The 25,780-nt window shown below is 45.8% G+C and carries 28 protein-coding genes; 5 read left to right on the plus strand and 23 right to left on the minus strand.

The window, feature by feature from the left end; translation table 11 throughout:
- Nucleotides 1-54 precede the first annotated feature (54 nt).
- Entirely contained in the window at nucleotides 55-1,845 is a 1,791-nt protein-coding gene (locus tag ACI1P2_RS23070) for a VirD4-like conjugal transfer protein, CD1115 family (protein ID WP_355323095.1), read from the minus strand.
- 32 nt (nucleotides 1,846-1,877) lie between these two features.
- Nucleotides 1,878-3,482 (minus strand): MobQ family relaxase, encoded by a 1,605-nt coding sequence (gene mobQ, locus ACI1P2_RS23075; RefSeq protein ID WP_355323097.1) that lies wholly within the window; start codon nucleotides 3,480-3,482, stop codon nucleotides 1,878-1,880.
- A 424-nt stretch (nucleotides 3,483-3,906) separates the two neighbouring features.
- Between mobQ and ACI1P2_RS23080 the strand changes: the two genes are divergently transcribed.
- On the plus strand, nucleotides 3,907-4,158 hold the full coding sequence (locus ACI1P2_RS23080; RefSeq protein ID WP_355323099.1) for a hypothetical protein: 252 nt from the start codon (nucleotides 3,907-3,909) through the stop codon (nucleotides 4,156-4,158).
- A gap of 781 nt (nucleotides 4,159-4,939) precedes the next feature.
- A complete protein-coding gene (locus ACI1P2_RS23085) occupies nucleotides 4,940-5,341 on the plus strand; it encodes a hypothetical protein (protein ID WP_355323101.1) in 402 nt (133 codons plus the stop codon).
- A 158-nt stretch (nucleotides 5,342-5,499) separates the two neighbouring features.
- Here ACI1P2_RS23085 and ACI1P2_RS23090 read toward each other — a convergent pair whose 3' ends face one another.
- Nucleotides 5,500-6,849 carry an FtsZ/tubulin family protein gene (locus ACI1P2_RS23090; protein ID WP_355323103.1) on the minus strand — a complete coding sequence of 450 codons (1,350 nt, stop codon included), beginning with the start codon at nucleotides 6,847-6,849 and terminating at the stop codon, nucleotides 5,500-5,502.
- On the minus strand, nucleotides 6,830-7,228 hold the full coding sequence (locus ACI1P2_RS23095; protein ID WP_355323105.1) for a hypothetical protein: 399 nt from the start codon (nucleotides 7,226-7,228) through the stop codon (nucleotides 6,830-6,832). Before ACI1P2_RS23095 ends, ACI1P2_RS23090 begins: the two co-directional genes overlap by 20 nt.
- A gap of 810 nt (nucleotides 7,229-8,038) precedes the next feature.
- Here ACI1P2_RS23095 and ACI1P2_RS23100 point away from each other — a divergent pair.
- The gene (locus tag ACI1P2_RS23100) at nucleotides 8,039-8,689 is read left to right on the plus strand and encodes a hypothetical protein (protein WP_355323107.1); all 651 of its coding nucleotides are present in this window, start codon (nucleotides 8,039-8,041) and stop codon (nucleotides 8,687-8,689) included.
- Nucleotides 8,690-8,723: 34 nt separating this feature from the next.
- Here the strand turns inward: ACI1P2_RS23100 and ACI1P2_RS23105 are convergent, their stop codons facing one another.
- The 8 genes from ACI1P2_RS23105 to ACI1P2_RS23140 all read right to left on the minus strand — a co-directional run bounded on the left by ACI1P2_RS23105 (nucleotide 8,724) and on the right by ACI1P2_RS23140 (nucleotide 15,376).
- On the minus strand, nucleotides 8,724-9,323 hold the full coding sequence (locus ACI1P2_RS23105) for a hypothetical protein (RefSeq protein WP_355323109.1): 600 nt from the start codon (nucleotides 9,321-9,323) through the stop codon (nucleotides 8,724-8,726).
- A 22-nt stretch (nucleotides 9,324-9,345) separates the two neighbouring features.
- Entirely contained in the window at nucleotides 9,346-10,374 is a 1,029-nt protein-coding gene (locus tag ACI1P2_RS23110) for a M23 family metallopeptidase (protein ID WP_355323111.1), read from the minus strand.
- Complete coding sequence (locus ACI1P2_RS23115; protein WP_355323113.1) at nucleotides 10,371-12,737, minus strand: VirB4 family type IV secretion system protein; 2,367 nt, start codon at nucleotides 12,735-12,737, stop codon at nucleotides 10,371-10,373. Before ACI1P2_RS23115 ends, ACI1P2_RS23110 begins: the two co-directional genes overlap by 4 nt.
- Nucleotides 12,709-13,029, minus strand: a complete 321-nt coding sequence (locus ACI1P2_RS23120) for a hypothetical protein (protein WP_355323115.1) — start codon at nucleotides 13,027-13,029, stop codon at nucleotides 12,709-12,711. The genes ACI1P2_RS23115 and ACI1P2_RS23120 overlap by 29 nt, the downstream gene beginning before the upstream one ends.
- Entirely contained in the window at nucleotides 13,026-14,000 is a 975-nt protein-coding gene (locus ACI1P2_RS23125) for a conjugal transfer protein TrbL family protein (RefSeq protein WP_355323117.1), read from the minus strand. Before ACI1P2_RS23125 ends, ACI1P2_RS23120 begins: the two co-directional genes overlap by 4 nt.
- A 6-nt stretch (nucleotides 14,001-14,006) precedes the next feature.
- Complete coding sequence (locus tag ACI1P2_RS23130) at nucleotides 14,007-14,375, minus strand: hypothetical protein (protein ID WP_355323119.1); 369 nt, start codon at nucleotides 14,373-14,375, stop codon at nucleotides 14,007-14,009.
- Nucleotides 14,376-14,392: 17 nt separating this feature from the next.
- A complete protein-coding gene (locus ACI1P2_RS23135) occupies nucleotides 14,393-14,593 on the minus strand; it encodes a hypothetical protein (protein ID WP_355323121.1) in 201 nt (66 codons plus the stop codon).
- Nucleotides 14,594-15,199: 606 nt separating this feature from the next.
- On the minus strand, nucleotides 15,200-15,376 hold the full coding sequence (locus tag ACI1P2_RS23140) for a hypothetical protein (protein ID WP_355323123.1): 177 nt from the start codon (nucleotides 15,374-15,376) through the stop codon (nucleotides 15,200-15,202).
- Nucleotides 15,377-17,914: 2,538 nt separating this feature from the next.
- Between ACI1P2_RS23140 and ACI1P2_RS23145 the strand changes: the two genes are divergently transcribed.
- Together ACI1P2_RS23145 and ACI1P2_RS23150 are read left to right on the plus strand one after the other, a co-directional pair.
- Entirely contained in the window at nucleotides 17,915-18,136 is a 222-nt protein-coding gene (locus ACI1P2_RS23145) for a hypothetical protein (protein ID WP_355323125.1), read from the plus strand.
- A gap of 68 nt (nucleotides 18,137-18,204) precedes the next feature.
- On the plus strand, nucleotides 18,205-18,702 hold the full coding sequence (locus tag ACI1P2_RS23150) for a type II toxin-antitoxin system PemK/MazF family toxin (protein WP_355323127.1): 498 nt from the start codon (nucleotides 18,205-18,207) through the stop codon (nucleotides 18,700-18,702).
- Nucleotides 18,703-18,756: 54 nt separating this feature from the next.
- Here the strand turns inward: ACI1P2_RS23150 and ACI1P2_RS23155 are convergent, their stop codons facing one another.
- The 11 genes from ACI1P2_RS23155 to ACI1P2_RS23205 all read right to left on the minus strand — a co-directional run bounded on the left by ACI1P2_RS23155 (nucleotide 18,757) and on the right by ACI1P2_RS23205 (nucleotide 25,500).
- Nucleotides 18,757-18,990 carry a hypothetical protein gene (locus ACI1P2_RS23155; RefSeq protein ID WP_355323129.1) on the minus strand — a complete coding sequence of 78 codons (234 nt, stop codon included), beginning with the start codon at nucleotides 18,988-18,990 and terminating at the stop codon, nucleotides 18,757-18,759.
- A 152-nt stretch (nucleotides 18,991-19,142) separates the two neighbouring features.
- Nucleotides 19,143-19,430 (minus strand): hypothetical protein, encoded by a 288-nt coding sequence (locus ACI1P2_RS23160; RefSeq protein ID WP_355323131.1) that lies wholly within the window; start codon nucleotides 19,428-19,430, stop codon nucleotides 19,143-19,145.
- A gap of 178 nt (nucleotides 19,431-19,608) precedes the next feature.
- The gene (locus ACI1P2_RS23165) at nucleotides 19,609-20,052 is read right to left on the minus strand and encodes a hypothetical protein (RefSeq protein ID WP_355323132.1); all 444 of its coding nucleotides are present in this window, start codon (nucleotides 20,050-20,052) and stop codon (nucleotides 19,609-19,611) included.
- Complete coding sequence (locus tag ACI1P2_RS23170) at nucleotides 20,036-20,677, minus strand: hypothetical protein (RefSeq protein WP_355323133.1); 642 nt, start codon at nucleotides 20,675-20,677, stop codon at nucleotides 20,036-20,038. Before ACI1P2_RS23170 ends, ACI1P2_RS23165 begins: the two co-directional genes overlap by 17 nt.
- Before the next feature lie 578 nt (nucleotides 20,678-21,255).
- Nucleotides 21,256-21,648: a hypothetical protein gene (locus tag ACI1P2_RS23175; RefSeq protein WP_355323134.1), complete on the minus strand. Its 393-nt coding sequence runs from the start codon at nucleotides 21,646-21,648 to the stop codon at nucleotides 21,256-21,258.
- 128 nt (nucleotides 21,649-21,776) lie between these two features.
- On the minus strand, nucleotides 21,777-21,983 hold the full coding sequence (locus tag ACI1P2_RS23180; RefSeq protein WP_355323135.1) for a helix-turn-helix domain-containing protein: 207 nt from the start codon (nucleotides 21,981-21,983) through the stop codon (nucleotides 21,777-21,779).
- A gap of 21 nt (nucleotides 21,984-22,004) precedes the next feature.
- The gene (locus tag ACI1P2_RS23185; protein WP_355323136.1) at nucleotides 22,005-22,292 is read right to left on the minus strand and encodes a hypothetical protein; all 288 of its coding nucleotides are present in this window, start codon (nucleotides 22,290-22,292) and stop codon (nucleotides 22,005-22,007) included.
- Nucleotides 22,293-22,306: 14 nt separating this feature from the next.
- On the minus strand, nucleotides 22,307-22,522 hold the full coding sequence (locus ACI1P2_RS23190; RefSeq protein ID WP_355323138.1) for a hypothetical protein: 216 nt from the start codon (nucleotides 22,520-22,522) through the stop codon (nucleotides 22,307-22,309).
- Nucleotides 22,523-22,621: 99 nt separating this feature from the next.
- On the minus strand, nucleotides 22,622-22,807 hold the full coding sequence (locus tag ACI1P2_RS23195) for an aspartyl-phosphate phosphatase Spo0E family protein (protein ID WP_355323255.1): 186 nt from the start codon (nucleotides 22,805-22,807) through the stop codon (nucleotides 22,622-22,624).
- A gap of 1,342 nt (nucleotides 22,808-24,149) precedes the next feature.
- Nucleotides 24,150-25,034, minus strand: coding sequence for a hypothetical protein (locus ACI1P2_RS23200; protein ID WP_408976312.1), 885 nt, complete (start codon nucleotides 25,032-25,034; stop codon nucleotides 24,150-24,152).
- 163 nt (nucleotides 25,035-25,197) lie between these two features.
- On the minus strand, nucleotides 25,198-25,500 hold the full coding sequence (locus tag ACI1P2_RS23205; protein WP_355323142.1) for a hypothetical protein: 303 nt from the start codon (nucleotides 25,498-25,500) through the stop codon (nucleotides 25,198-25,200).
- Nucleotides 25,501-25,780: the final 280 nt, after the last annotated feature.

Genomic DNA, 25,780 nt, shown 5'->3' on the forward strand with positions numbered 1-25,780 from the left:
ATAGTCTGACACTGGATCTAAATTAATCGCTAATTGAGGCTTTCCTACTCGTCCTTACATTGTCTCCTCAACATTCTCCTCACTTCGAACATTCGGTAGTTTCATTTCTGCTCCTAAAAGCGGAATATCGTTATATGTGGTAGGAACACATATTTGATATTTTTCTTCCCAATATCTATATTGCAATTTTTTCAACATAGCTGGGTACTTTCCTTTTTCGACTACTAGGATGCTGTCTTTAGGCATCCGCCCCACTTCATCTGGGAATAACAGCGGACGGCCAGAGTACGATGTACTTTGGCTTTCTCCGTTTTGTATAACCTCCTCCCTCTTGATGCTTGTACTACCACTTTCGGTTTTGATTGTGGTTTTTCCAAGTTCCTCCGAAAAGTATTTTTTTGTTACTTGATCATTGGCAGCGAGTAGTAGTCTAGTATCACACATGGAGATGACATCTTCCCATGCATCTTGAGGGTAACGGTCTTTGAGCTGTGGCAGCGACTGCCAGATCATGACCGGATAAATGTGCCGGCTGCGCATCGTACCCAATTTCTCCTGAAGGCCACCGATACGACCGATATTGGCTAGCTCGTCCATAAGACACAACACCGGTACCTTTGAATTCGGCTCTGTCAGGCGTACCTTATAGATCGCGCTGAACAAAATACTCCATAACACCGTGACAAGCGGGGCGAATGTCTTATCTGAGTCACTTACCAAAAGATAAAGGGCTATCTTCTTACGCCCCAGATCCTCAAGGTTAAAGTCACTGTGATTGGTTAACCTTTGAACAGCCGGTATACCAAACAAAGTCAACTTCGTAGCCAAGCCAAATAAAATGCCGTCCCGTACTTTGTCTTTAGCCATTAAGAAATTGTTGAATAAAAACTCAGCAGTGCCGGAAACTTCATTACGTTTAAACAAATATTGGTAGTCATCTTCATCTTTGAATTGAGTATTGAGAATTCGTGCAATCTGCTCGAAAGTCTGCTTTTCAGGTGAGTCCTTATAAACCTGTTTAACAAAACCAATAAGTGCTCCCAGCAAGGACTTTTCTCCATCATCCCAGATTGGATCTGAACTTCCTTTACTTCCTTTGGCTACGTTACCACCAGTGACGTAGCTCTCAGCAATTTTCATCAGATCCGTATCTTCGTAAACGAAATCGCCAAAATTGATTCGATTACCACGTTTAAGATGAAGAAAATCGAGAACATATATCTCGTACCCTTTTTCCCTTAATAATGGTGAAGTCAAAGAGTACAGCTCACCTTTAGGATCCGTTATAACCATGGAGTAACCAAGGTTCAGCCCGGTATGAAGCATATTAGGCAAGACAATCCCTGTTGTTTTTTCCGAGCCCGGTGGGCCAAAAGCGATAATATTTAAGTTTTGCTGCCCATTGTTTGGAATTACCGCATACGGCTTGCCCGGTAAATACACCCGCTTTTCCACATCCCCGACGATAATGCCTTCTTTTGACTGGTAGTACCCCGCCTGCATTTCTTCATCAGTTTGCCAGCGGCTTGTACCATGTGATCCATATTCTGCTTTTTGTTCAAATTCATCGTTTTTTCTCAGTTGACCCGAAATGAGTAACCTAATAATCCGGTAAACCGTATAGGCAGACAAACACCAAAGTCCCCCATTGATAGGGTTAACGGCGAAATAGCCTGGCAGGCTATAAGTCCCTATAATCGTCACCCATGGATCGTTAAACAACTCCTTCAGATCTAATGCTTTATTTAGCAAGGATAATACAAGTCCGCTAATCAATGGATAGATGATGAAGAGCAGAAAAAGGCCGAAAACTGTGCCGAATCCCTTATACAATTTTAGAAGCATTTCATCCCCCCGTTTTTAGTGGACGAAGGGAATTACCTTCCATACCTTCCTCGATCGCGATTCCGCTTCTTGTTTTGCCATTCCTTTTCAGCATCATGTCTCTGAGCTGCTTTATTAGCTCGATCAACTGCATGGAAAGCTTCTTTCAAGAAGCCAAATGCAGGGTCCATATGATGGTCTTTATGAGCGCCTGCCACTTCAGAAGGACTTCGGCTTTTCCCTTGGTCCTGGAATACAGGCGATTCAATATGATTATTTGTCCTGGATCTTGCTTGGTGATATGCCTGATCAATTTCAGTCGGCTGCATGACCCTACCGTATCTCTCATTGAGATCTAATATAGCCCTAGCCTCATCTGGACTCAGATGAGCAGCACCTGGCCATTCAGGATAAAGGGACCTGACACTATCCATATCAGCTCGTTTTAGTATATTTTGAGACTCAAGCAGCACATCGCGTTCCGCAAGCAACCTTCTCCTAGCGTTCGTAATCTCCTGGAGCTGTGACTGCGTATAGGAAACAACTTTAGCTTTACGCGCCTCAAACTTGTCACGATCCTTGAACCCTAGCTCATGGAGCTTATTTTTCGTATCAACAATACGCTGCTGCAAGAAGCTGTGACTGTCTCGTTCCTGCTTATTAAAAAGCCGTTTAAAAGAACCTGTCTCCTGAAGACTCTGCTCCCATTGTTCAATGTTTTTAAAGTACATATCGCCCATATCAAAAGGCTTCAGATTGGCGCGCAACTGACCTTCTTGGTCTTCAAGTTGGCCAAGCTGTTGCTTCAACTGTTCGAGACTCCGCTGTATTGTCTGCCATTCGGCCGGCTGCTGGATAACTTGTTCAGCATCGGAGACGGAACGGCGTTCTTCCGGATGTAGCAGCATTTTACGCTGAAGGCTATCCTTTTCGCGACGGTATTTTTCGAGATAAAGCACTTGGGCATTATGCTCCCGTATCCGTCGATTAATCTCGCCACGATCCGTAACTCCGCCTCTTTGCTCAATAACCCGAGCAATTGGCCCTTCGTGAATGGTTGGCAACCGATCGGTGATCCCCTGGTCGATAAAGCTCCGGTGATCTATTCGTTCATCGATCCCGGCACGCTCAAGGGCTCGGTTCGCGTGAGCGCTCCACTGTTCCCGCCAATCTTGCAAAAGAGCACGATCATTCCATTCCCGTTTTTTCTTGCCGAACCCCTCCGGAGTGATTTCCCGAGTGGTGAGCATGATATGTACATGCGGGTTGCCAGGATCATTTAAATGAACACCCAGATCAGCTATCATCCCACGATCCACAAACTGCTCTTGGCAAAATCCTTTGATCAACAACTCTTGTTGCTCATGACTAAGCTCTACAGGAAGAGATATCTCGATCTCTCGACATACCTGAGCATCCTTACGCTTCTCAGAAGCTTCCACTGCATTCCATAGTGTTTGGCGATTATAAACCCACTCCGGCGCATCAGCAGGTGCCATGATGTGACGTGCAGCCACCCGTTTACGTTCAAAGTTATGTATTTGCCCCAATCGTTCGTCGAACAGCTTCTCGCCAGCCCGATAAGCAGCCGCAGCTACGGCGGAACGACCATCGGAACGTGAAATAACCTGCGCCGATAAGTGATAAATCGCCAGCACAATTCCTCCTTTCCCTATGCAATTTGAACCAAAATGATTTTCGATTCGCTGAATAAATGATCTGCGAATCGGCGATTTGCAAAATGAAAATGCGTCAGCGCAGTTTCAACTATTTGCAAAATCGTATGCACTGAAATGCCTTTTGGTTTTCGAATCATAGTGAAACTTTGATTCGTCGATTTGAGAGATTCCAAAATAGCGAACGCGCATTTTGGAAATCTCAATTCGAATGCCTTTCGGAACGCAAAGGTGAAACCTTTGCCGCACAAATTGCGAAGCAATGTATAAGTGCGCCCTCCGAACATATCGCTACGCTCATGTCCGTGGGACCATAATACCACAATCCCCCAAACGTGTTAAGTACTTTTTTCCTACGAAACTTCTAGGTATGATATACTACGTCAGAACAAAAGGAGGGAAATAAGTGGGTACACAGAAGCGGAAATCGCCAGAGGAAAGGCTTCACGAAATAGATGAGAAAGTGAAGCAACTCAAAGCACGGCAGCAAAAAATAAAATCTCAAGTATCGCAACAAGAACGCAAAGCCAGGACAAGACGCTTAATACAAGTTGGAGCTATGTTCGAAAAGTATTTTGAAACTCAAACATTCGATGAAGCAGAGGCATTGGCCAAGAATCTAAAGCTCATGATGGATACGAACGGAAAGAGCAGTTAACGTAGCATCGGCTCGATCTGATCCTCGGTTTAAGCCAATACGAACATGTTCAATCACTGGGAGTAGTGATAACTGAAGCCCAAATTTCTATTCACGAAAGGAATGGTTTCTCGTTCTCGTAGCAGAAAACCCAGCGCATAATATTCATCTGTATCATTAAGTAGCTTTTGGTATCATTAAGATACATATAGATACGAATGATATAATTCTTAATTTTCACCGATTTGCGCTCATACCACGCAATTTACTATCATTCGGGAACCTAAAAAAAATGTATCGTAACGTATCATAAAGTTACTATTAGGTACATAACGATACACTTTCACACTGTTTCAGAAGACTAGTTCTCCTTCTGAAAGAATCATGACCAAAAGAAGCGCAGATGGACCATGGCCGTGCTCCGTTACACCACCCTGTCTCACTTACACGCACGCTTTGTTCCCGCCTGGGGCATGTGCGCTCCTCCAACAACTCAGAATCAGCTGTCTCGTTCAGACAAGGCAGCGTCCGCCTCTCCGCTATGGGATGTCTGAGGCCGGCGACGGTTGCTCGCTCCCCATGGGGGGCGAGCAGTGCTTCGCTGAGGCGGGGTTGCATCAGCATCCGCCGTTGCCACTTGCACAGCGTGCCGCAGGGACCGCTCGGTTGTGTCAATGCTGGAGACACAGCGAGGCCGCTGGGACTGGTACTCGCTTGCCTTGTAGCAGATCCTAGCCGTGTTTGGTCATGATACAAGCAAATAGGAGCAAACTTCTCGTGCACGCCGACAATAACAGGGATCGTGACCGATCCGGTCTCCACAGCGGCGTCGGCACGACGCCCGGATCGTTTGCGAAACGGCGGCAACCGTGCTGAGGTACTGGTGCATTTCAGAGCGTCTCGTGTCCCAATTACCTGGGCATACGTTTTCATCGAGGTGAGCACCGGAGACCTTCCATACCTCGTCCACTTGACCGTGCACACGATCGCGTCGTGCATCAAGCTGAACGACAACATCAGCCTGCTTCAGGACAAAGCTGAGGGTACCAGCACGAGCATGCGTGACGCGGACGGGCTCTTCGCCTGGGCTGAGATGGTTCATCGAGCTCCGCAATCCGGTGGTCTCATACTGAACAGTGTGACCGTGCATCGCAGCCAACCTCACCACGACGTTTCGCAATTTCAGGATGAACTCGCCTGGTGATGGCTGTGCTCACGCCGGGCAAGTTCCCGGGTGTTCGTCCCAGGGTTGGTCGAGCTGCGTGTCCGGCAGTTGCTAGGTCAGCACCTGTCAGAAGCCCCCTCACTCTCTGGTTAAGAACTGAAGAATAGAAAAAAGGACGGCTTAACCGTCCAATTGAGTTATTTATTTTTTCCAAATGGGTTGTATGGTTTTAAGGGAGTCCGCGCAGGGGATTGGCTCTCCGATGCTGCAGCAGTCTGTTTCGCAAAAGGATTAGCGCCGGCACCGGCTGGCCCTCGTCTTGATGCAGGGCGGGAGGATGTCTCTAGCTTTTGGCCCATATTGAAGCCGGATGCTCTCCGTTCTCTTTCCTCTCGTAATTGCTTTAGTTGCTCTGCCTCTTCACGCAGGTGTTTTGCCCTTTCTGGAAGACCAGCCATATTGGCCATCGTATAAACGATCGCGTGTTTATCGCTGTTATGTGTTACTGACCCAGGGTAGAAGTTGATATCTGGCAGCTCGCCTTTCATCTTGGTTCGAATCCGCTCCAGGGTATCTTGATTCAAGCGATGAGTCCATTTTTTCGGCATAACTACGACCAAAGCCATGCTGCGCATATCATTGGCGTAGTCAAAGCCATTGGCCAAAACATTCTTGCCTTTATACGTACTGATGATTTCGTCTAACAGATCATCGTCATTGGTGACTTGCTCCAGATTGATCTTTTTCTTTGCAAACGTGATCACTCCACCGGCGCGAAGAATGTGATTCATGAGATCTGCAGCATCCACTGTTAATTGGCTCTCCAGCGTGGTAAGGACACTCCATTCGTGCAAGATGCTCGCAACCTTATAATTAGAGTAAAAATCCCACGTTAGGCCTTTGACCTCTGGATCCTCGATATGCTCTCTAACGATTTTTTCATTATCCAGCACAATAAGGGATTCCAGCACCCGATACTCCCTGTTCTCTTCATCTATCCGTAATTCTGAGAGCTTAGGAACCAGCTCGGCCATGGCGTTATATGCGTTTATGCTTTCTACCTCATTTGGTAGGGGAAGTGTTGTAATACTCCCAGCAGGAATACCAAGGAAATCGGCAATAGCATCGACCAGAAGATTTACCGAGCCAGTGCCGGTACCTCCACCCATAGAATTAATTACAAGTATGAGTTCACATCCAGTCATCAATTCCCCGATGGCCTCGAAGATTTCTTCACCATTTTCCTCAAATGCTTGTCGCCCAATTTCAGGATTTTTACCCACACCCTGCTCATACCCCTTTAGTGGAAAGCGCAAGCGATTCGGTATATTTCGCAGGCTACTCATATCTCCCAAGTTGGAGTTAACCGCCATACAAGGATAGACTTGCTGGTTATTTCGGGGATTTTTTATTCCAGCAAAGGCATCCGCAATCTTGGACCCCCCCTGCCCTAAACCAATGACCCCCATCTTCAATCCAACACCAGCATTCTTCTGGGTAACAAACCCTTCCAACGGCCATACACCGTCAATTTTCACCTGTTCCATTAACTATTTCCCCCTGTTCCATAATGGCTTTAGTAATTTTGCTATCAAAAAGTATTGCCGGTGTTCTCTCTATGAGCTCAGCCACAATATCACGTGCCTGCAACCCATACGGTGTTAAGTAATAGCAATCTTTTTGGCCTGACCTGAGAGAATCAACAAAAAGAGCTCCCTCTAGCTTTGCGATCCCTTCCTGGACCAGAAAACGGTACTTATTTTCCTTTGCATCAGGATCCCCGTCAAACTCTACAAATCGACGCATTATTTCACTTTTGAAAACGTACTCATGCTCCTGGATAAGGTAGTAAATATCCAAGACGGTGCCTTTCATGATTTTCCTGCATATCTCGTCAATACTGATTAACCCAAGATTATCAGACATGCCTGCCTCCTCCCTTCTGGTTTATAAGGATTTGTAGAATTGTGTATCTTTTTGCATCATTATGTATCTTTTAGTATCATAATGATACTAAAAATAGTATACCACTATTTGCCTTGTTCTATCAATAGATCTCCTCTTCTTTGATTCCGCTGCAGGCACGATGATGCAACGCCAGCGGAATCATGGTTCTGCTCTTCCCTCATGGCGCATGATAGCAGCGCAGCAACGCGGAGCGGACATAGATACGGCCACGCCTTCCCCGAATCCTCCACAGTCGGCTCTTGGTAACCCCGCAGCGGTGCGTACCGGCATTTAGGCGGCGTCTTTGGCCGCCTTAGTGCCGGTAGCATCAGCTCATACACATCTTGATGCTCGGGCGAGCCCTTGCCATTATAAGAATTCAAAAAATCACAAACATTGTATCAACCAATTATCGATTACTCATCGACTATATACTATGCATCGACTATAAATCCTTTAAACACAAGGCTTTACGTGGCTCATTTATCAACTATTACTAGTTATTTGTCTATTCAATGTATCAACTCATTATCAATGAGTAATAGATTTTAAAATAGTGAAAGGCTAGTCTATATTGGCTACTGATAGAATAGGAGCTATTCAAAGAATAGGACCGTTAAGCCTAGATAAAAATAGCCCCAAAGTATGTGGTCTAGTCATTGACTTTTGGTGTATAACTGGTCAAGGTATTATCGATAACAACTAATCTTGAGCCTTTTCATAGACTATTCTCATACGCTAGGACTAGCCATGATTCTCACCAATACCATTCGTGAAGGGAGTACCACTGTGATAGACGATAACGTTTGGCAATTAACAGAGTTCTCCAATTTGTTGGAAGGCCACTATACGACCGTGAATGGATGGTTTAATAGTCTTGAAAAAAATAGAGTACACTATGTCTCCAGATTACAAGATGGAAAACGAGTGTATGACGAGATGGACTTAAAGATCGGTGTATACATCAAATCTAAACGGAGTGAAAAATGGTCCCTGGAAGCAATATTCGCACAGTTGCCAAAAGAGTCCGACATTGAACTCCGACCTTTCCCAGAAGATTTTAAGGAAGGGGCAGAGCTGTCTACAGAACTGGTTAATCAAGTGGCCACCATGATGCGCCAGGAACTCGAATACGTGCTGCAACTGCAAGAGGATAGGTTTACCCAAAAGGTTAAAGAAATTACTGAAGCCAACACTGTACGAGCCCTCGAATCTCGCCAAAAAGAAATCACAGACAGAATTACTCTGAATCGGGTCCGGACCACTCTCAGGATTGAAGCATTGGAAGAGTGGGGGAAACTACCGGCTTCTGAAAGAATGATTAAGACTGGTCTCTTCCGTAAAGAAGAGGACAGCGTGAAACGGGAAAAATTCATAGCTTATTATGAACTGGAACATTTGGATGCACGATTAGTTGAAGCCTATGGGCTTGACAATTAAAGGCAGCGTCTCCGTGAGGATCGCTGCCTTTAATTTACTCATGAATTTGTTGCAGGATATCCTCAACGGGCGTTACAATCATGTATTCTTCATGGCCATGCTCATCCTTATTGGAGCTCAATGTAACGGTGAGAGGGATTTCAACGGCGTCCCTATAGATAAGCAGAAGATATAGTTTGATCTCGTTCTCGCCTTTTGCTGATTCGTCCTGCAGGTGGAAGGAGGAGAGCTTGCCGGAACGTGTAAGGGCGTCTCCAAAGGTTCTTAGTTTGTTATTATAATCAGAAATCGTGTTGTAATCCTTGTAGAAATAATCACTCATAACATCCGGATCAAAGAAGCTGACAAGCAGATCATATTGATTGGATTTCGCAAAACCAAGGAAATTCCATACCGTCTCCTGTGGATCCAGGACAACCTCTTCAGAATCCATTACAGTATCCGTTTCCTCACCGGGACGATTTAAATTAAAATCGTCCGCATTGATATAAGTTTCCGGAGGCGTCTCTCCCGGTTGTTCTTTTGCTGTCAGTGATGTGATACGCTCACCAATATGCAATGAGGTAAGGACCTCGCCAAGGCAGATAGCCAAGGCAAAGGCGGCCAAGTACGCTATTGGTTTGATAAATCTCATACCTATGAACCTCCTATCGCCCCTATGGCCGCGTCTTTTCAATGTATGGCATCGGATCGACCGTTGCCCCATTGAAGCCAATTTCAAAGTGCAAATGGGGGCCAGTCACTCGGCCGGTCGCCCCGATCGCTCCTATCTTTCTTCCGGCCTTAACTTTATCTCCGGGACTCACAAATACACGACTTAAATGACAATACCGTGTAGTGTACCCATCATCATGCTTCAGCTTGATCCAGTTACCACAGTAATTCCCATCGGAAGCGCTGCGTACTTGGTATACTACTCCGTCTGAAGATGCTATTACAGTGCTTCCTGATTTACGGTTCGAGATATCCAGTCCCGCATGCAGCTTCCGCTTACCGGTTACTGGATGAATACGGTACCCGTATGGAGAACTGATCCGTGCAGCACTAGGGACCGGCCATATGAATACGTTGTTCTCAATAATCTCCGGATCAATCGGCACGTACTCTTCATCATCAGGACCTGTACCTGGCGTTGTACCCGGTGAATCAGGAGTATCTGGAGCTCCTGGTGTTCCAGATCCGTCAGCCGGTGTACCAGGCACCGGAGGGGCGTCCGGGAGAAAATCTGTGATGTTCTGTTTAATCCATTCAGCATATTCAATATCTTTTTCTTCTACACCCTCTTGCTGAAGGACTTCTTCAAGGGTATAAAACCTTTTTTCCTTATGGCAACCGCCGCCCTTTTCGCAAACTACCACATAATAAATAAATTTCTTAGCTGTGATAGTCAGGATTTTCTCTTCGTCTACGCCTGTAAATGTGCCGTTGGTCATCAAGGCGTCATAAGCAGCCATGTCGGGCCAGTCTACACCTTCCATTTCCTCGACATTGACATAACTTTCATAAAGATTGCGATCCTGAGCTCCACCAAAGGTTAAAGGCGTAATTACGCCTCCAACCATCGATGTAAATAAAAAGCCGACTCCAGCAACCAAGAGGAGGATCAACCCTGCGCAGATAAGCAGAATTTTCTTCCAATGTTTCGCCAGGAAGGCTGCGCCCTGTTTTATGAGCCAGAGCTTCACGCGGTTTCACCTTCAAAATCGTCATCATTGTCCGTGGCCATGATTTCTTGATATGTTTTAGGATCAATAAATGCCAATTGATCCAAGCTGGCCTCTGACTGGATAAATGCCCTTTGATCCTCAGCAATAATAACGCCCCGGCCGCGGCTCGTCCGCTTTCTGATAACAGACAGTTCCTTCTCGCTGAGGTTTTCAATCTTTTGCAACGCCTCGATATCGTTCTTCTTCATGTACAAATATCTCTTAAAGCTACTATTGGCCAGAATCTGAGCGGCATATTCTTGTCCAACAGATAAGATATCATCAATATTTTGAGTGATGATTTCAATATAAGAGTTGTATTTACGGAATCGTTTATAGAAATTCACGATATTGACAAGCGTTTGAATCTCTCGTTTGTTCACCAAGGTGTGAGCTTCATCGGCATAGAGGCCTGTACGTTCATTCCGGTCGCGCTTAAAATCTGACCAAACGTCTTTGAATATCAGATCATAGATCGGTCGCCGCACTTCCTCCTGCAGATTATAAATATCCAGGACCGTAAGTTTGTTATTCAGATCCCAGGTCGTTTGTCCATTAAAGAGACTCTTATATTCACCGTGTATATACGGATCTAAAATGTTCAAGAGGGTCTCCAATTTAGGTTCTTTCTTTGCGAAACGCTCAAATGTTGAAAGCGTTGGAGGCTCATATCCGCCTGGCAGATCCTCCATGGTTTCCAAAAGTCTATGATCCTTAAACGATTGACGAACAACGCGGCTGGTTAGCGAAGCTTCTTCAGGACTCATTTCCGGATGGATCCAGCGCATCCACGATACCAGGTCAGAAGTTTTTCGGAGCATGTATCGTCCGGCATGAGAGATGCCGTCCTTATTGTCATCATCCTCATCCAGAATTGTGGATCTAAAATGAAATGGATTGGTGCAATCCTTACCACCGACTTCAAAATTAATACGATTGCCATACGGAAAACGATATTCTCGCTCCGGATCAACGACCACTGCGCGGTCAACAACGTTCATGATAATATTACGGTCCAGTTCGGTTTCAATCATGTAGGTTTTACCAGAGCCCGACCCGCCAAAAGTAACCCCGTTACCGTTATTATTCTTTTGCCGATCATAACGATCGATAATGATAAATGACTCATTATCAGGGTTGTAGCCCCAGATAACACCGGTCTGAGAGGTGATCTCGCTTGCGTCAAACGGCATTATGGACGCTATAATCCGGCTATGCAGCAGCCAGTAAAATTTTTTCAGAAGCGAGCTGTTATAGCAAAGCGGCAGCGCCAAGAAATACGGATCAAGATACCGATGATTCAAGGTTTTCGATCGCATACGGTTTGAACGTATTTGCGAAATGATCCGCTTCGTGGCCCGCTCCAGCTCATCCAAACTTTTTTCATAAATGGTGACCATTACAGTCACCTCAAAAGAAGCGTTATCCTGAATTTCTTCAAGGAGCTCTTCCTGGCTCCGTTTCTCCCGATTGTATTTCGAACGGCGATATGCCGGCAATGCCTCCTCCAAGCGGGCTTCCAGGTTGCCAATGGAGTTGGAGATTCCTTTTTCAATATCCGATGGGTCCCCAGGAACCGCAAAAATGTCCAGCTCCACGTTTCCTTTAGAATTGATGATATTTTTGAACCAACCTGCTTTTTTCATGCTGGCAGGGTAGTACGTGATGACAAAATACCGGTAATACATGCCGTCCACTTCAGTATAATTCTGATCTGGCTTGTAATGGATATAGGCAGGCAGAATATCATGATCCAGCATGGATTCTTCAAATGGCTGTTCCTGCGATGTGTTCGGATTCATTTTCCGGTACAGCAGATCCTTAAACGCATTTTCATTGAGCTGTATCGCTTTCATATCCTTGGTAGCAAGCTTTTCTTGGATGATTGAGATTTTGTTCTTAAGCTCTTCTTTGGCCAGCTCAGGATCGTTATTGTTACTTTTCAGAACAATGTAGAAGCGTTTCTGGTTTTTACTGTTCTTCTTTCGCTGCTGGGCATACTCCTTATAGTTCTGAATACGCTCCAGGAAATATGCGTTGTTGGAAGCATCTGCAGTCTCATCAATATACTCCTGGTATTTATCCATGTTCATGGGCTCTGACGAAACTTTGATCTGCAGAGTCCCTGGCTCCGAGTTCATAATCTCCTGCAGCTGCTCTACAATGTCCCGCAGCTCTTCATCCATCAGGTTATCCTGGTTGATCGGGGTGATCTTCAGGCAAGCACGGTAGAATCCATCTTTTAGCTTCATGAATTCTTCGATTTTTTTATAGGGCATGACGGCCTGAACAGAATCTTTGGATGCATTTTCCTTACTTTTCCTCTTCGTAAAACCGAACATGATTATTTTCCTCCCACAGATGTATCCTCGGTGTAAAGGAATCCTTTATCCGATTCTGAATAGTTTCAAGCACGGTTTCTCCCTCAATTTCATAGGTTATACACCAATAACTAAGACCAGCTAGCACGAGTGGAATAACGATGGAAGGCGGACCGGAAATAAGCTTAAAGACAATAAAGGCAACCGCTAAAAACGGCAGCCAGATTAGAAACCTCGGTCCGGTCAATCCAAATAATTCGAAACGGGCTTTCACATTACGGGGAATTTTGTACTCATGTTGTGATTCGCTCATCGTCTCACTGCTCCCTTAATCATCAACTGGTAGGCAACAGTTCGACCGGCGCCGATTACAGCACCACCGGCACCCGTGCTATGGATATACGGCTTGATGACAGTTGGCCCTCCAATCATGAGTACTAAGATACCGATAGCCGTCATCATATCCCAGAAACTAGCCCTATTCAGGGTATATATTAGGTACCCTAGTAGCCAAACTTGTAACAATTGAGTAAAGACAACTGCAACTGATTCCCGTACCCACGTGTTAAAGGATTCCCCTTTGTCAACCAATGACACTGCAAGGAACGGCCCGATAACCATTAAAAAAGCTAGTTGAGCCATACGAATGCCACCTGTGATAGCCAAAATAATGAAACCAATTCCTAATATCACAAGAAACACAAGTCTCATGATTAATATTCCAATGCTATCAATAGAGGCCAGAATCCCGTGGACGACATCTCCAGCAAGCCTCGCACTTTCCCCTTCGGTGAAAGCCAACGTGTTGCCATCTATCTTTGATACCACGGGAAGCAAAGCATTATTAGCGGCAATTAACACATCTTCCAAAATCCATTGCGAGAGGTAAATCATAGCTACACTCTTTATTGCTTGTCCAGCAAGGAGATCCATCGGTTTCCCTCCCTGCCCATACCCCTCATCGATCATGGACTTAATAATTTCTTTAAGTACATTCAGCGTCAGTAAAGATAAAGCAATATACTTTGCGTAAGCCATTGTATTGTAAACAAAAGGTAAATCATGAAAAGATGTTGGTCCGGATATAAATCTAGCCACTCCCGCCAAACCATTCGTGATCAGATCTTGCGTCCCTTCCCTCAGCGGGGTGACAACCATCTCCACCAGGATGTCTCCCAAACCAAGAGCATATGTTTTGTCCGGAAATAAGAAGTACAGACCACCCAGTAACAATGGCAGGACAGTAAAAACTTTGTATATGCGATTTTTATACTGATATTGCATAATCTTCTAACCACCAAATTTCGGAGCCAAATATTCATGGAGCAGCCAAAGAACAATTTGGGCACCGATTGTACCAATAGCAATCCCTCTCATCCATTGCTTTGCCTGTTTTTTATCTCCAGGATCGTTTGATTTTATATGGCGAAATAATGCAATCAAAAAGAAAATCGGCCCCCCAAACCAAATCACCCACATAAGAAAATCATAGGCATCATCAGCTATCGACTGAAACCCACTTAATCCGGATGGAAGAGAACCAGCATCTGCACCAGAACCAGGAGAACCGTCAGTAGCAGCGTCTACTTGCTTCGCTGGTGATAACAATGCCATGGTCAATAAGCTCAAAGAATATAGCATTTTTCGATAGACCTTCATCTTTCAAATAACCTCCATCAAAATTTTTTTCGTTTCATTTTTTCACGACGACAATATTCTCGAATAGCAATCCGGAAGTGCTCCGCTTGTTTGGATCCATCACTTGTAAACTCTCGGATAGTTCTTAGATCCTCCCTCGGTAAGTAAGTCGTGATTTTTTTTAAACTATTTTCTGAGTCTTCAGGCCCTTCATTGTTAAACAAACGGGCATTTGGCACTATATCCCACCTCCTAAACGGATTATAAGATATGGTAGAATGACAGACAAGATGTTTTTTCGCTTTGGCGTTTTTACACCAAAGAATGTATACCGTTCTATCTCTCCAAAAAAGGCTCCGTTTCCTATAACCGAATCCTCTTATCAGTCTGGACCGTCGGCACAACAGCGCAGAAACCATATTCCACATTGTGGCTGACGAAGGGCGCCACTTAACAGTGAGTATTTGATAAGCATCATTTAGTATCTATAAGTTACTTAAAGATACTAAATGATACAATAATGACTTGCCGGTGTAACAGGTTCTCTTGCTCAATCAAGTTCTGTCTGTGGCAGTATTGCTCTCTGCTGAACAGCTAGGACCCAGGTTGTTGTGCCGCGGCTGGCCTCCGGACGATCCGGAGCCAGAGTGCTTGGTAACGTTAGCAGCTCGTACGAAACGGGGGGACTTACAGAGTCCGATCCACTTGACTCCTTCACGGTCGGTTCTCGGGTCTAGGATTGGGGCTTGCCCTAATTGCCGAATTCGTAGAGCGATGGAAGCCTCACCGTGGCAGCCAAGACCGTTCCCTTGCCCACCCGTCCGTTAAGGTTGCTTCTGTACAGATCAATCGCGAACCTGTTCGACCTGTAGCAGCTCCTGCTCAATGGCGTCACCTGCGTCTTCCACCAGCAAGGTCCCGGATGTGCCTCGTGGAGAACTTCTGGTTTGCCTCCCCGGCGTCATCATCGCAGCCCACCGAAACAAGACACAATAAAACACGCTCCAAAATAACTGAGACATCCTTCCCGGTAACGCGCATCTCTCATCCGAAACCGCTTCCCCAGGAACCAAACGTTCCTGTTAATGGCTCTTACATCACCAGGAAGCGAGCTGCGTAACAATATAACGAAGTGCACACAAAACCCGTCCCGTAAGCCATCAATGCGAGACAGCCACACACATCGCGGTCCGTGAGCAACCATGACTGGTTCGGGACAAACACTCACCGCTGACTGGCCACAATGTCCAGTTGTCAAGCCAGCCCACCACACGAATTCCCCTCAAAATCGGCCAGCCAGCGATAAACCAACCCGTTAAAGTGCTTCCAGAGTCGAAGACAAATGAGACATCCAACCAATCCAGCTCCAGAAGCTACCACACATCAATATCGCTACAGTGTACGAGGTCCGCCTCTCTAATTTCCCCGTACAGCCATTTCAGCGTGACCAGCCTATCTCAAACCCAGATACAACTCACTCACGCAGCCGTTGTAGTCTCACCCCACCATCCCAGCAGAACACCACCACGTACACCATCCTTTGGGAGAACTCCACCTGTGAGGGCCCTCCATCCCGCTAAGCCTCCTTTAGTCCAGAACAAGAAAAACTATCTAACCACACGCACAGTAACAACATACTTCACACCGTTCTGAACTTTTCAGTGTCTGAAAAGTTCAGAACGTGAAAAACATTTTCATTCGAGCGCACACAAACCACGTCCCCCACCATCTACCACATCCCGTCCTCCAGAAAAACAGGGGTGTGGATAACCTGTAGAATCAATTAAACTATCCACATCCCAGAGTAAAAGGTTACCTCGCTACGCGAGCTTTCAAGATTTAAATCATCCTCCCCACCCCCACCCCTACATTAACGGTGAATTGGAGTACGTTGAAGGAACAATCATTTTCTTTCATGAATGATTTTGGGGAATGTGGACACAATTCACCTTATCCCGAGATGGCAGCATCAGTGGCCGCCGGATGGGATAAGGCAAGCAGAAAAAACGGGGCCAGCGCTATCGGCGGCTGGCTGCCGGATTTGTTTCTACCACGCGCCATGGGCGCTAACTGCTTATGGAGTTTCCTCCGGATCGGTTACGGTTCCTATGACCAATCCTCTACCACAGATTTACAGTTACTTCTCAAACCGTGGTCTTGCCTCCCCTGAACGGTTTCCAGCAGGGTTCAACCGGCACTTTACCACGTACTATTCGGAACGGTCATGGCCCGCGATAGAGTCATATCGCCTCGGGCCATACTTCGTTTCGCTTATGCTTGTCTCGCTACGTGCTTCCTGTCTCCCGACAGTAGGTATAGCAAGACTAATAAGGCTTCACAAGCATTGGTTAAGACGCTTATGGCCACGGCTTTACGTGACAACCCCCGACGATGACCGCACGCTTGGCATAAGTCTCCCTCCCGTACGGCCGACAGTTTTTTACGTGTTCTCCTGTACATTTGCTTCTTACCACGGAGCCAGCGCGGAGCTCACCAGGGCTGCAGATCCCATTCCATTCTAAAAAAGACAACAGGAAAGCAGGCCCTCGACGTCCATTTTTCAAAAATTGGAGTCGAGCGCTTAATATGGAATTTATTTGGACATAATAGACTTGCAATATATGATCAATAGTCTGGTATTTGCCAGAGCTATGAATCCCAGGGTTTATATAGGTCTAAGGTACATAGGCTTTAATGCCCATTTTGTTTAGATTGCCGAAATCGTGTTGTATGGGCTCATAAAAATTGATATAATATCCTCAACTTAATTTTGACAATAAAAGGCTAGGCCCTCGATCGTACATTTTTAAAAAATGCAAATCGGAGCTTACGTTTTTGGATATTTAGTTTTATTTTTTGTGTTTCTGCAGCTGGTAAGGCTGCTTACCTCTGAGCTGGTAACTCATTGGTTGGTAGATTCGTTGAGGATTGGTAGTCCTCTCGGTCAAAATTAAGTCTGATCTGAATTCAACGCCTGGCTTGGTGAGCTAGGCTTTTTTATTTGCACATGTTCTTGGTAAGGGAACATATGCTGCAGGAAATATAAAAGCCCTGATTCTCCGATCAGGAAGACGGGAGGAATCAGGGCATTATGTACCTCAAAATATAGACTAAAATATATACTTTTCCCTTAGATAAACCTACACATTTCCTTGATTCAAGCAAGGATTTTTGGTATAATGAAGGTATAAATCTAAATGGATTCAATAAGATTAGTCATTGAGTTTATGGCCTGTTCCCGATCTGCTAATCGGATGAGCAGTTTAAGAAGTTGGTCGCTTCTTAAAACCGCCTGAACTTGATGGCTTTTCTCATATTCAATTTAATTTATTTAAGTTTGTCTATGACAAAATATTTCCTTGCAAAATACTATAGCATATTTATTTTTTGTTGAAAAGGAAAAAGCTAGTGACTGATAATCTATTTACGCCAAAAGATGATGGAGACAGCGTATAAACAGCAATTTTCGACACGCAATCCTACGATTGATTCATTTTTGATTGTGCTAATTAGGGAAATCCTGTATAATAGAATTATGAACATCAAAGGGGCGATTTGATATGAGCAACGTCATTCCTTATCCAGAGAAGTCGAATAACCCTGAAGTAAAAGAGAGCGGTTCACTCGAACGCGCGATGGCAGCCATGGAAAAACGTCTTGGCGTATCTGTTTGGGATTACTTTCACTTTACCGGTGATCCGGAAAAAACAAGCGATATTGTCGAGCGCAACATGGCATTGGAAACCTTGAGAGTACGGACCCGCTTAATCTACGAAGATTAGACATTTGTTCTTACAGGGCCACAACTCAACGAGTTGTGGCCCTTATTTATATACAGGAGCTGATGTCCATGCCAGAATTTGAACGCGGCGATGTTTTTGGCGCCTATGTACCACCGATCAAAGACTCCATAGAATCACCACGTCCGTCCTACATCCTGGAGGGCTATCACAAGTTTGTGATGATGCACGACAGCAGCGATCGGGATTTGCCAGGCAAGTCAGTTGTGGCGATTCCGATAACCTCCCTGGATAAAGGGACTAGCCGGGTTCCCCCGTCGTACGTTGAATTGGACAAGGACCGGCATCCGTTTCTGAATCATGACTCATACATAAGCACTCATCAGCCTATATCGTTAAGCCGACAATGGTTGGGCGAAGTCTCTGCCGGCAAGATACATCCGGATAAAATGCTCGAAGTGGATCTGCAGATGATTCGTACTGTCGGTTTGGAGCAGACCCTGCATGGGTTAATTGCCCATAAACTCAAGGAGCAGCTCCAGGAATTTGAGCGCGGGATGGATCAAGCAGCTGCCAGCCGGGAACGACCAAGAGGGCCTGAACGGTAGAAGCCAAAAAAAAGCCGGCGCATTTATGCGCCGGCCCGTTTTTCAAAAAAGGGGTTAAGCATGATCAATGGAACTGTTATCGACCCAACCATAACTCCCATCTTTGACTCTGGCCATTCCACCATTCATATCCGCAGACAGGTTTTCTATTTTTGTAGGCATGAATTCAGATCCATTCCATACTTCAACTTCTGTAACGCCATACTCCATAGAGTCGGTATCCAGTACCTTTCTTCCGACAAATAATCTACCGTAAATGTAACCATCATCTTGCAGACCAAATTGCATTTCATCATCACTCCTTAATCTTGACAGCAAGTGCATCCCTCATATTTTTTTATCGGCATATAACTTATATTCTTTATCAGGATCGACAACATGAATTGGCTCAGCCGATATCACTAACAAACTGTACTGTGCAGCTCCAAGATATCCGAGGATCAGATCGACTTTTTTTCCAACACAACCCTTTTTGTACTTACTAAGACCGGCTTGCCCTGAGAATGATCTATATGGCAAAATGTTCCATTGTCATCCCAAATAGCTTGACCAAAAAGCTGTGAATCTGCTTCGTAAGTATAGCCTGCAGGAAGCACGTATTCCTCCGGCTCGCTGATTTCACCTATAAAGCTAAAACTCAACAATTCCCCGTCAATCGCAAAACCGTAACGTCTGCCTGGAAGAGCATCGAAATTTTCCCACTTGTAAAGTTTCACTGTTTGTTCCATTATAATTTCCCCCTTTTCGCTACACGAAGTGTAGCACTTTGTTGGTCACAATATAGATGCTGTTGACTAATTATGAAAGAAAAGCTAAACTACAACTAAAACTTTAATTGATTCTCACTCCAAGCGAGTGAGTGGATTGAAACTATGAATTATAGATTTCCAAAAGAAGGCGGATCTTTTAAGATTTGTCTTTTTCTAGTTCGAGGAAAAGTTCTAGAAGCACATCTCTCGGGGTGAGATGGCGATGATCGATCCACCATTTCGCTTCATCAAGCTCGCTCACCCGATCCAATAGCATTTGCGCTTCCGCATCTATATTGGCGCCCTTCTTTTCCGGCTCTGCTTTCCGGAGCATTTTTATAATACTCCCTATTTCTAATGCTACGCCGTATCTGATCTTCGTAGCCCAAGCGACTTGCTTCTCTGAACCTATCAGATTTGGCAAGTACTCAATGGTGTTGAATCCGATCTCTTCGCACCGCCAACAGAACTTGTTCCCCTCCCTGACAGCGTAATTATCCGCTGTTTCCCTTGTGCCACCATAGCTATGTAATGTAGTCTTTCGCTTATGGCCGCACGGCTCTGCACCTACAAATGGTCTGCCCTCAAATGCTTTCAACATCAGATATCTCTCTTGACCAAAACAGCGTACGGTTACACTCTTCCATCGTTCGATGTTCTGTTACCGCTGGCCATTTCTCCGGTAAATTATCTATTTCTTCCCACATCGTGTTTTCGTCGGGACCGTTAACCCGACGGAAGTAGATATCATCCGCTGCAGCTGGTTTTACAAATGCTACTTGGTAGGTGTCTCCGTTGGTCAAAGTATAAATGGCTGCGGGATAGGGATGGAAATGTTTAATGTGCCGGATAACATATCCTGCAGCTACCTCTGATCCTTCCTTCCCAAAGTTAATAACCGTGTTCAGAATCCCCTTTTGAAAATCGATCCGAATGACGCGGCCTGATGTTGGAGTGATCATTGTAATCATTCTCTGATCTTCATAAATCTGCATTCCGAGTGTCTCTTCATTAATCGAATTCGGGTCAGATTCATTCGCCAAAGCTGCTGCCTCATAGGGGTAGTACCAGCCTTGTAGGCCGTCAAATTGGCCAAGAATCAGTGCCTCCTCAACCAACTTTCTCGATGGTAACGACTCGAATACTACAGCAGCCGCTGGGTAAACCTCGGCAAAAGTACCTCTTACTTCATTGACTTTCACTTCCCCTTTCTGTTCTTGATTCAATCTGTAGTACCTTTTGTTGGATTGCTCCCGCCGACAATGTTCGCAGAGAGGTTCAACAATCTTCTTCTCACGAAATGAGTAGGGGAATTCGTAGTCCTCTACATCGCGAGTGCTACTGCAATGTACGCATTCTCTTTCTTCGTGTTCCATAATGTTTGTTCACCCCCCCCTTTAAGTTACTTTTATTATAACATTTAAAGTTACCTAAAGTCAAGCATTTTAAGTAACTTTAAATGTTTAGGGAATACGGACTTTACCCTCTTTCGGTGGACAATGCGCAGCATGAAGCCGTCACCCCAGAGGGGGCGCAGCGCCAGCGGAGCAGCCGCAGGCTTGACGAGCGTCTCCACTCTCCCACCCTATCAGCCGTTCCCGAACCTTGCGTTCGGGAACCTGCCTCCCGGCGAGGGAGCCTCCCCATGATTGGGGAGGTTGGTGGGGTTGAAAAATGGGATTGCAAAGGGCAACGTCCTTTGCGCTTCCCCGAAGGGGACGGGAGGGGAGGTCTGCTCCTTCGCATATATGAGCTCAGTGCTTACGCAATGCAGACTCGGTGCGACAGCCAGGAGTATGGTTGATTAATCCCGGCTGACCACGTTCACCCCACGTCTCGATAATTCTTCGATCAAGTCGTCCATACTGATGTCATCCAGCGGAGATTTTAACGGCGAAGCCTGGCGGGCTTCCCAATGCTCGAAAGCAGCAACCTTATCAACCTCCTGCAGCTCCCCATCCTCCTGCACGATGTATAGTATGTTTTCCTTTTTCCCACCCCGGAAATCTTTCTGCCCGGATGCAATCACATCACCGACATTGCACTCGATATACAACTTGCCGCCGTCATGGTCCCCCAGGAAGCTGCTGCCTGCAAAATCATATTCCGGCTTTGGTCCGTTGAACTTAACATGCGCTACCCAGGGCTTTCCGTAACGGCGGGAGTTATATGGTTCTACTTCAATGGATACTCTCATTTGGATGGCACCTTTCCTGCTGCCTCCCCGCAGGTGAGGGCTTATGCTTGCGGATATCCGCGACCATCCCGGCCATAGCCGGTAGGTTTCGGCCCGCTCCGCTGCGGGCCATCTTCAGGCGGGTAGTTTTATATGGTGATCGTACCGCCCATTCCGTCTTCCCAGCCGTTAACGTCCCCTCCGGCGTTCAGATCGGCAATGATACGGTCCTGGTTGTCCAGGTCCCAAGGTGTGATGGTATGAACGGGCTCGCCGTCCTGAGCCACCACAAAATGATACAAATCGTTATCAAATGCTGTTGCCACTACTTCATATCCGTTACGAACCCATTTCATATAACTTCCATCCTCTCTTTTTTAGGAATCAGCCAGCCAAGCCGCTCTTGAACCAAACTCACTCGCCATATCTATCGGAACGTTGGGATGGGATATGTATATCTCCGTCCCTTCATAGTCCTCTCCCAACACGTCATCATTGCGCTCCCCATTAACCCGGAGCTGCCGGTATTCTGCATAAGGCAAACCCGTCCATGCCTTGAAGTGAGACGCCGCCAGCTCAAACGCTTCTTTACCCGAAAAGCTCATAACATCCGAAATGACACCCTCGAACATCTGAATTAAAACAACAATTTGATTTTCCTGCACGAACAGCTCCCCCTTTATATTGATTTCTGGCCCATTTTCGCTGGCGACTGGCCCGAATAGATCAGGTTGGAAGCTCTGACCTGCACGTGCTGACCATCTGCAGCCGGTCCCTGTTCTCCTGTCATCTTCTGCCTGCCAGCCGTGTGCCGGAAGCAGTACACAGCTCCTCCCAATGACATCAACAAAAGTACCACACCGTAAACCTGAAACATCCATGCATCGTTGAACATATTGTCCTCTCACTCCCAAAGTGATATGATAGGAGGGCGAGATTACCCAAAATTATCGCCCTCAATGTAGCCGATTACTTTCCCCTTTGTAATCGGCTCTTACTTTAATTCCTTCTGCAGCGCCATATACTCCACAATTTTCACATCAAGTTGCCGAGAAATTTGCAAAACCTTCTGACTTAACAAGCCCAGGCTTTCCCCATGTTCATTCAAATCCCGCCGCAACTCTTCAATTTCTTTCTCCAGCTCCTTGATCCGCGTCTCCGGACCGATCAGATTAACCATAACCTCCACCCCTTTCTTTTGCGGAGCTGCAGGAACCCTGCAGCTCTTTTGATTTTGGGTTTAAAGAAATTTTTTGGACGTTGCCTGCCGCATGGGCTGGGTCCCCAAAGGGGAATTTTTTTCCCTTTTGACGCGAAGCTTGGGATCAGTCCCATAGACAGGCGGTCAAGGGATCAGCACACAAAAGTTTTCCTTCCGCTCTTTCATTTAAAATGGGAAGGAAAAGTTTTGTTGCCCCTTGAACGACTGGCTGCCCGTCTTGGCCCCCGGGGTGTGGAGGGGCGAAGCCGGAGGCTCGGCACGCCGGGGGCCTAGTCGGGCTGGGAGCTGATACCATGCGGAAGGCAAAAGGGAAAAAAATTCTTCAATCAAAAGAACCGGCGCGCCGGTTCTCTCCATTCCTTTCCTTCCTGGAATACATCCAAGCGCTCCGTGCCAGGTGTGAAGCGACGCACAGGAACGTAGAGCGCCTTGGCCGTCAAGATTTTGGACGGCTTAGGCTCTCTCGTTATCGGGCGGAGTAACCTGGCAGCGGTGCGTTCCGGCATTTAGGCGGCGTTTTTGGCCGCCTTAGTGCCGGTAGCATGAGCCCCACAGATCGAAACAAAAAAGGGACTCCCCCACTCCTGGAGAATCCCTACGCATATTATCTATGAAGAACGTTCATATAAAGCCCCGTATACCCGTATATGACGGCCACCCTAGCCTTTGTACTCGCCGCCGACCATGAACGACCCATATGAGAAATCCATGAAATGGGCTATAATTCAGAGAAAAATCGTGAAATACACTGTAATCTTGTATAATCCATTGTAATTGTTTGTAATCATGTGGAATAATATTGTCATACATGCTATACTCGAATTGTACAATAAAGTAAACGATGTTAAACGGTTTTAACAACACCATGATCGGTTATAACTTGACAGCAAAAAGCCGCAGCAGATGCCACTGCCACGGCCCATTGTGAGTCAAGTTTCAAAGCAATATCGGTGAGAAAATCACCGGTGCTATAAGCATTATGTGGTAACAGGATCTCTCTCTGTGGAAGGATTAAGAGATCCTGCTACTTTTTTTCGATTGAATGTAATTTAGTAAATCAATCATAAAAGAACCGCCCGAAAATAACAGGGATAGAAGTACTACCGTCTCATTCATATATCCACCACCTCTCAAAGCAAACTACCGGTGGTGATCCATACCTTACATAGCTATCGTCCCTTGACTCTACAGTTAGTATATCAGGTAATTACTGGACAAGATAGACTGTGAATTAAAAACGCTAGCAACAATGATATAGCGTTCACAAATAAAGGGCAGCCAAAGGCTGCCCTTCTTCGCACTACTTCTTGAGAAATGAAACCACTCGGCAGATATACGTTTTCTCCAACTTCTCGCTCCGGACAAATTCCCACGGTATAAACGAATAACCATCCACCTTAAAAAAGTTAAGTTCTGGAAGCCCACTCCCTCCAATGAACATATTATTCCTTGCCATCATAGGCAGAATGGCATTTACTCTTGACGTAATGTCGCTCCAATCCAGCCCTAATGTCCCCATGATCAAATCATAGCCTGGTGTTTTCATTCCGGAAGTTTTATCAACCGTAGCTTCCACGATATCCGATGAATGTATAAAAACGCCTTGAGGATCAAGCAGCGAATGGATTTGAATAATCAGGCTTTTGATAATCCGATGGCTCAATTTTGTCACTGGATCAAGTATATTGAGACCAGGAACCGTCCCTTTCGTCATAAACATGGTGGTAAAATAAGGATGCAACAATTGGGTCGTGAAGTTGCAGCTAAATATAAAATCAAACTTCTCATCCTTGAGCTGGCTAAAATCATGCGATGGCTTTAACCGCCCAACATATTCAATCAGCTTCTTTTGAAACTTTTCAAAGATAACTGGCGTTAATTTCCCTTCAAGTCCAGTCAAATCGATGACTGCTTTCCTGAACTTCTCGGGCCGCTTCGCCTTGCCTATAAACCGATTCAAAGCCTCTTCATCGATATCAACCAGGACGATTTCTTGGAAGCGTTCTTCGAAGAAGCTAATGTCGATATCATTCCCGTTGCCTGCGCCCAGGATGAGAGCTTTATTCATTGTTACGTTATTACGCGAAAGAACTACTGAAAAATATCTACTATACGCTTCTTTGAATCTTACCCACCCTGGCTTTGTCCCAATGTCCATGGTGTTCTCATTTAAAATCTTCTGCATCTCCTGTAGCATGCCGAGTTCCCCAACTCCCCAAACCAAATATATCTAACAAATCTATTGTCGGATAACGTGCAGTTAAAATGAATATCTCTCTTCATTTTCTTGAAATTACAACCAATTCCGGTAGACCCGATGACCGAGCCTACCGGAATTAATCGAACTTTTAGCTGGCCAGCTTGTGGTTCAGATCGTCCGGCCACCCTTCATTTGGACAGAACCACTCCTCCCACATCTCGTATAAATCCATTCCTGCCTGATCCCATCCCGTCTCCCAGCGGAGTTGCCCGTTCGTTTCCAGTAGAATCTTAACGAGCACTTTATAATTCGTCTCATCGCGGTATCTCGCTTCGTAAACGTAGGCTGTCGTCGCAGATCCGGAACGGATGCGGGATACATCAAACACGTACCCGCTCAACGCTTCAAACGCTTGGCAAAACTGCAGAAATTGGTCGTATGTAATCTTCATCTTCGAATCGCTCCCATGGTTTTGAATTTTCCTCACGCGCTGAACGCATCACGGAGCGCCGTCAATGCAAGATTGGGCATTGAATCAAGGGATTCGGCCGGGCGGTTTAGTCCGGCCGCGGCCCGGCTTCCTGGAACAACTTCGCCCACCCCCGCAGGGGGCATGGTCTTGCATTGCTTGAGGCGCGGAGTGATAAGGTAGGCGCGTGAGGCTCAAAACCAGGTTTCAAATTCAAGAGGAGCTGAAGCGCAGCTCCTTTCCTTTTCTATTTCTATCTTTC

It is taken from the genome of Paenibacillus jiangxiensis (assembly GCF_046098255.1).
GTDB lineage: Bacteria > Bacillota > Bacilli > Paenibacillales > Paenibacillaceae > Paenibacillus > Paenibacillus jiagnxiensis.